This is a genomic window from Polyangiaceae bacterium (genome assembly GCA_020633235.1).
In the GTDB taxonomy this organism is placed as follows: Bacteria; Myxococcota_A; Polyangia; order Polyangiales; family Polyangiaceae; genus JACKEA01.
The window spans coordinates 608,313-614,603 of the sequence record JACKEA010000007.1 but is presented as its reverse complement, the minus strand read 5'-3'; the positions used below and the strand labels follow the sequence as shown (position 1 = coordinate 614,603).

The 6,291-nt window shown below is 66.7% G+C and carries 6 protein-coding genes; 1 reads left to right on the top strand and 5 read right to left on the bottom strand.

Going from position 1 to position 6,291, the window contains the following annotated elements; all coding sequences use genetic code 11:
* Window positions 1–430: 430 nt before the first annotated feature.
* On the top strand, window positions 431–1,780 hold the full coding sequence (locus tag H6717_36045; protein MCB9582505.1) for a protein kinase: 1,350 nt from the start codon (window positions 431–433) through the stop codon (window positions 1,778–1,780).
* Here the strand turns inward: H6717_36045 and H6717_36040 are convergent.
* The 5 genes from H6717_36040 to H6717_36020 all read right to left on the bottom strand — a co-directional run bounded on the left by H6717_36040 (window position 1,758) and on the right by H6717_36020 (window position 6,169).
* Complete coding sequence (locus H6717_36040) at window positions 1,758–2,678, bottom strand: tetratricopeptide repeat protein (protein MCB9582504.1); 921 nt, start codon at window positions 2,676–2,678, stop codon at window positions 1,758–1,760. The genes H6717_36045 and H6717_36040 overlap by 23 nt on opposite strands.
* Window positions 2,669–3,391 carry a hypothetical protein gene (locus H6717_36035; protein ID MCB9582503.1) on the bottom strand — a complete coding sequence of 241 codons (723 nt, stop codon included), beginning with the start codon at window positions 3,389–3,391 and terminating at the stop codon, window positions 2,669–2,671. Before H6717_36035 ends, H6717_36040 begins: the two co-directional genes overlap by 10 nt.
* Before the next feature lie 14 nt (window positions 3,392–3,405).
* Entirely contained in the window at window positions 3,406–3,765 is a 360-nt protein-coding gene (locus H6717_36030) for a hypothetical protein (GenBank protein ID MCB9582502.1), read from the bottom strand.
* 9 nt (window positions 3,766–3,774) lie between these two features.
* Entirely contained in the window at window positions 3,775–4,872 is a 1,098-nt protein-coding gene (locus tag H6717_36025; protein MCB9582501.1) for a hypothetical protein, read from the bottom strand.
* Window positions 4,873–5,032: 160 nt separating this feature from the next.
* Window positions 5,033–6,169, bottom strand: coding sequence for a hypothetical protein (locus H6717_36020; protein MCB9582500.1), 1,137 nt, complete (start codon window positions 6,167–6,169; stop codon window positions 5,033–5,035).
* Between the last annotated feature and the right edge of the window lie 122 nt (window positions 6,170–6,291).

The window sequence follows — 6,291 nt, the reverse complement described above, 5'->3', positions numbered from 1 at the left end:
ATTGGGGGGCGACCGATCCCCCCTGATCGGCGAGCTCGAGCTGCTTCGGCGCGCCCTGGCGTTGCTCGTTCCGCGATCGACGGGCTGATTCCGCGCCGAATCGACAAGCCACCCGATAAAAAGATCGTCGTTGAGCCGCCGCTTGCGAGAGAGGACCAACTCGGGTGAGCACTGGGGTTAGGGGGGCGTACTTGTCTTCCGAAACCCGCTGCGCGGTGCAGTGGCAAACACCGCCACCTGCGGCGCGTGCGGCGGAGTCGTGGAGGCCGAGGCGAAACAGTGCCGTCACTGCGGCGCCGAGCTCTTTGCGCCGAAGAAGAAGCGAAGGCGAAAGCGAAATCCCACCGACATGAATCGATGAATGTTGGTTCGGCGCGGAACCTCGCGTCGAGAGTGCCCGTCGTGGATAAGCTGGTATGCTCCCGGCAGCGTGTTCGGGCTCTCCGCAGGACAGGTCGTCGGGGACAAGTATCGTCTCACCCGGGTTCTCGCCCATGGCGGCATGGGCGCAGTGTGGGTCGCGCGGCACGTGGAGTTGGACGTGGACGTCGCGGTGAAGACCATCACCTTTGCCCACGGAGAGCGCGGGAGCGAGCTGCGCGCGCGCTTTCGTCGCGAGGCCAAGGTGGCGGCGCGGCTGCGCGGTCCGAACATCGTGCGCATCTCGGACTACGGCGTGCAGGACGACACGCCGTACCTGGTGATGGAGCTGCTCGAGGGGGAAGATCTTCGCGCCCGGCTGGATCGCACGCAGGTCTCGAGCGTGAGCGAGGCGACGCGGATCCTGTCGGGCGTCGCAGCGGCGCTGGAGGTCGCCCACGCGGAGGGCGTGGTCCACCGCGACGTGAAACCCAGCAACGTGTTCCTGGCGCAAGAAGGCGGCGTGGAGGTCGTGAAGCTCTTGGACTTTGGCGTGGCCAAGGCCCTGGCCGACGACCTGACGGCGGATGCCACCACGACCGGGCAAACGGTAGGCTCGCCGCGCTACATGAGCCCGGAGCAAGTGCGCTCTGCGCCCTTCGATCAACGTAGCGACATCTGGTCCCTCGGTGCCGTCGCCTTCGAGATGCTCGCGGGTCGACCGTTGTTCGACGCGCAAGCCGCGGGGGACGTGATGGGTCAGGTGCTGTGCGATCCGATCCCCAAGCTCTCGGAGTGCGTGGACGGACTGCCGCGCGAGCTCGACAACGTGCTGTTGCGCGCCCTCGCGCGGGAGCCGCAGGACCGCTATGCCTCCGCGCTGGCGTTCGCTCAGGACTTCGCTGCCATCGCGCGGCGCCATGGCGCCATGGAGAGTACGGGGCGCGCGCGGAGCCCGGTGAAGACGCTGGGGCGTTCGTCCACCACGATGGCGACGCCCCCTGGCGACGACAAGGTGGAGTCGATCCATCCCGTGGCTTCGAGCCCGCTGCCGGGGGCAACGCTCGGCCCGCGCTCGAGCCCGCGACGCCGGGCCGGCCTGGTGGGGGGCGGCATCGCGATGATTGCGATCGTCGCCGTGGCGTACCTGGTGTCGCGCGGCAGTGCGGAACCGGCTCCCGCCACGGCAATGCCTTCGGCGGAGCCCGAGGTGGAGACGCGAGAAGCCCCCGAGCCCGTGCCCGCGGCGCCCAGCACGAGCGCACCCGTCGTGGTACCCACGACGACCGCCGTCGCCGCACCGCCACAGCCCAAGCGCGCTGCACCGTACCGCCCCGCGGCGAAGCCCAAGCCTCAGCCCAAGAGCGTGACGCGCGACTCGGACTTCGGCATTCCGATCAAAACCGCCCCCGCGCCATGACCCCGCCGACCGTCGGCGCCAGCTGAACCCGCGAGCGCGTGGGCGGCCACAAAAGGAGCGCGGCGCCCGTCGCGGCGAAGACACCCCCGGCGACGAAGCTCACGGTGCTCACGGTGCCCAACGTATGCCCACGGCTGGCACGGTCTTCGTCTTCCGGGCGGCACTTCAAACCGGTGCACCCGTCGAGCACTGCATCGGCGTCGCGCTTCGCCAGAACACCCGTGACGGCCCCCACCCCGATACCCGCGGCGCCCACACTGAGCGCGACGATCCCCGGCCAGCGTACGGGCTCGGAGATCACACGCCGCGCAGGTGGTGGCGCGGGGGGCGGCGGCGGAGCGCCGAAGTCCAAGGTGATGCTGGCGTTCTGTCCTTCTTCCAGCGTGACTTGCCGTTTCACTCGGCGCCCGCTGGCATCCAGCGCTTCCACTGCGTGCGGTCCGGGATCCAGCTCCACGATCCCCGGCTTCATCTCGCTGCCGTCCACCTGCGTCGTCCGCGGCCCAGGGCGAGCGTTCACGATCCGGATCGAGAGCGTCGGGATCCGTATGCTCAGGGCGTCGAGCTCCCGCGCCGCGTCCACCCGCGCTTCCTTCCACAGCGCGGGCTCGTCTTGACTCTTGGGCTCGCGAACCACTCGCTGATAGAGCGCCTTGGCCTCCAGCAGCTTCGCGCTCTTGACCAGACAGCGAGCCATGTAAAGAGAGAAGACGGGAGAATGGTACAGCCCATCGGCGCTGCGAAAACGAGCGAGAGCTTCTTGGTAGTGGCCCTGTCGGAACGCTTCGAGGCCTTGGCGCCCGAGCTCGATGGCCTGCTCCGCCTGAGACGCCGTCTGGGCCCGCGCGCTCGTGGCGAAGCACAACGTCAACGCGAGCGCGACGACTCTCAGTTGCACGCGGTCCCACCCACGGCGTCGAGCCGGACGACTTCCGTCTGCGAGGAGCTGCCACCCCAAACGAAGACCTGAACGTCGATCGCGTCCAGGGAGGCGAGCTGCGGAGAGCTCACCGTGCCCTGCTCGATGAAATGAGTGCCGTCGCCGGACGTCTCGAAGTGCAGCTCGCTGCCATCGTGGCGGATCTGGAGATACGCATGCTTGGAGAGATCGAACGGTACGTTGTTGAAGTCGTAGCTCGGAGCGTCGGCTTGGGACGCTCGGTGGTAGCCTGCCAAAGAACCCGAGATCAGCTCCATGTAGAAGCCGACACTCGCGCTGCTTTCCAACGCAAACTGCAGCTTGGTACCTGTATCTGCCCGCGGCGGCGTGTCGATTCGAAGCCACACGCGACGGCCACGCATGTCCAGCGCGTGCTTCGACCTCAGGCTCACGTTCAACGCCGGGGTCGGCACGAAGGTCAAGCCGAGCGTTCCGCCGTCGTAGTCCACCGTCGCGTTGGAGCTGAACAGGTCCCACAACGCGGGAGAGGGGCCGGCTTCGAAGTCGTCGACGAAGGGCGCGCCCAAACAGGTGCTGGCCGCAGCGTCGTGCGTGCCGCTGAAGTCCAGGTCCCCATCCGGCCAAATGATGGAGTTGCAGCCCGCGAGCAGCGACACCGCCACGACCTGCGAAAGCTTGAAGAACTCTTCCAGAGCCAAGGAGCGGCTCAAGGTAGCACAGGAAGCTAGCGCCTCGCCGACGAGCGCTGATGTTCGCAGACGTAGCCGATGTACCAGTAGTCCTGGTTCTCGGTCGCGGATCCGTAGTCGCGCAGGTCGGGACCCATGAGACGATAGTGGATCGCTTCGGCAAAGCTCCGCTCCCACACGATCTCGTAAGCGCCACCGCAGTCACGCTGCATCAGCTCCAGCGCGCTCTGGCGGCGGGAATCGATGACCGCGCCCATGCCCTGGTTCAAGTACTTGACGACACCGACCTCCGCGCCCCTCGTACCTCGAGTGGAGGTGACGAGGGACGCGCCACAGCCGCAGAGCAGCAGACTGAACACAAACCCGACTGCCGTCGTTCGGAGCTCGTTGGACATCGGATGCGGCTAGAACGTGGGCTTTGAGGGCAGCGTGTAGCTCAAACACTGCGTCGGCAGTGCGGGCTGTGCCGGCAGGTCCACGGTTCGGCCCCAGCACAGCACGTCGTTCGCGCTGGTGATCCCGCAGCTCACGTACGCTCCCGCGGAAAGCTCGGTGAACTGCTGGCTCGGAATGCCGCTCGACTCGCCAAACGAGTCACTGCCCCAACAGAATGCGTTGCTCGGACTGCTGATGTGATTTGCGTAGCCGCTGTTCAGCCCGCAGGTGTGGTAGTAGCCCGCCGCCACCGCCGTCCACCCGTACATTCCGGGCGCGTACGCCGGAAAGATTCGGGTCCCCGCGGGATCTTCCTCGTCGAGAACGGCGAACGGGTCATTGCCTCCGCGCAGGCCTTTGCCGTCGGATTCTCCATACGTGTTGCTGCCCCAGCACAGGAGTTGGCTACCCCGCAGCGTGCATGCGTGATAGCGGCCGGCGCTCGTGCCGTGCGGTGGGGTGGAACCGAGGAGACTGAAGAAGTGCGACGGCGAAGGCGCCACGGATCCTCCCGACCAGCAACCCAGGATCTTGGTCCGGAGGCTGGGGTCGTCGTACTCGGCGCAGGCGTAGCCGTGGCCCGAGGCGATGCCCGTCGCGTTGACGACGGATGCGGGCGGTGGCGTGGTGATGTTGCCCCAGCACCGCGGGTTGCCGCCGCTGTCGATCGCGCAGGTGTGACTCGGCCCCGCGTCGATGTGTTGATAACCGGTGCCGACTGGCGGAGTCGCCTGACCGAAGTAGTCGTTGCCCCAGCAATGGATGCTGCCCTTCGTCGTGAGCCCACAGGTGTGGAGCGTGCCGGCGCTCACTTCTTTCCAGCGATTGTGGCGGAGGTAGCTCGGTACCGTTGCCTGCCCGTAGTCGTTGCGACCGAAGCATTGGATCCCCCCGCAATTGTCGATGACGCAGCCGTGGGAACCGCCAACGTCGAGGCCATGATAGGACGCGGCAATCCAAGTGCCGAGCTCGAAGCCTTGCTGAACCGAACCGGTCTCTCCATCGCCCGCCCCACCACATCCGGCAGCCAAGGCTGCTCCCACGAAGATCATCGCGTATGTCCTCATTCATGTCCTCCTGATCGGGGGCTGCTGCTTACAGCCGGGCGGAGAACTAGCAACGGCCACGCCAATCCGGCTGCACGGAAAAGTCGCCCGAGATCGGAAGGGACGTCGAGGATGGTGGGGGAAGCGAGTCCACGCCTTTGGAGCAAACAAACCAGGCGCCTCACGGCGTGTAGGTCACGGTGCCGACCGTGAGGTTCTCCAATCCTGGATAGGGGAACTCCTTCCAGTTGACGAAGTCCGTGGAGTAGCCGCGAGTCTGCACGTTCACCATCACGAAGCGCGACGTACCTCGTGCCGTGGCCAGCGGTAGAAATCCGGGCGAAGAGCCGGACCACACCGTGGCGTCCGCGGAGCTCACGTAGCTGCCGTCCAAGCGTTGCAGGTACCATTTGCCCGCGATGAAACGAACGTCGCGAAAGGCGCTGCCCGCGCTGGCATCACAGGGAGACCATGCGCTGCCATCTGCCGACGTGACGCAGTGGTCGGGCCCCACGGCCACGAACACGCCGTTGCCGTAGGCTATATCGTACAGCTCGCCGGGCGCGGACTGCATCGGCGCCCAGCTGGCGCCGGCGTCGGTGCTGGTCGTCCAGATCCCGTTGCCCCCGCCCCAGTCGTGGCCCACCGCCACCACGCGACCATTTCCCGTCACGACGCCGCGGAGATGTCCGTCGTAGTAGCTTCCGGTGCTCTGCCAGGTGAGCGAATAGTCCGTCGAGCGCAAGCGAAGTCCCGCGCCGCCCACCGCAATGAGCGCACCATCGGCAAAGGTCACTTCCTCCAAGAAGTTGTCGTAGGGAGGTGACGGCGCTGCGTCCGTGTTGGTGCCCAGCACGTCCTGACGAAAGTTCACGCCATCACACGTGGTCGAGATGTACGCGTTATCGTAGCCACCCACGGCCACGAAGATGCCGCCGCCGTAGCCGACGCCGCGAATGAGATTTCGGGTGTGCCCGGGCGTCGTAGGTCCCTTCGACGAAGTGGTGACGTCCTGCCAAACCTCGCCGTCGAGGGTCGAAGCGATCCGCCCGTCGGTTCCGCTGGCGGCGACGAACAGCTCGGAACCCACGGCGGGGCCCGCCTTCCCCCCGGGGCAGTGCGCCGCCGTCAGCACCACGCCGCCCGCTTCCGGCGCGCTTGCCTCGCTGTCACCGGCGTCTACGGCGGGCGAGCCACCAGCGGAGCTGTCCGCCTTCACGGAAGACTCCAAGCCCGCGTCGAGAGCACCAGCGGGAGAATCCGGCGAGGGCGAAGAAGAACAAGCGACGACCACGAGCCCCAGCAGCGCACCCTTCATGGCCGCGGCGATGTGCAAGGCATGTACCGCGCACGCATTCCATCGCGCGACGCTCATTCCGTCCCTGCGCACCTCCTCCCACTGGAGACAATGGACCCTTCATCGGGTCCGATAGGTCCATT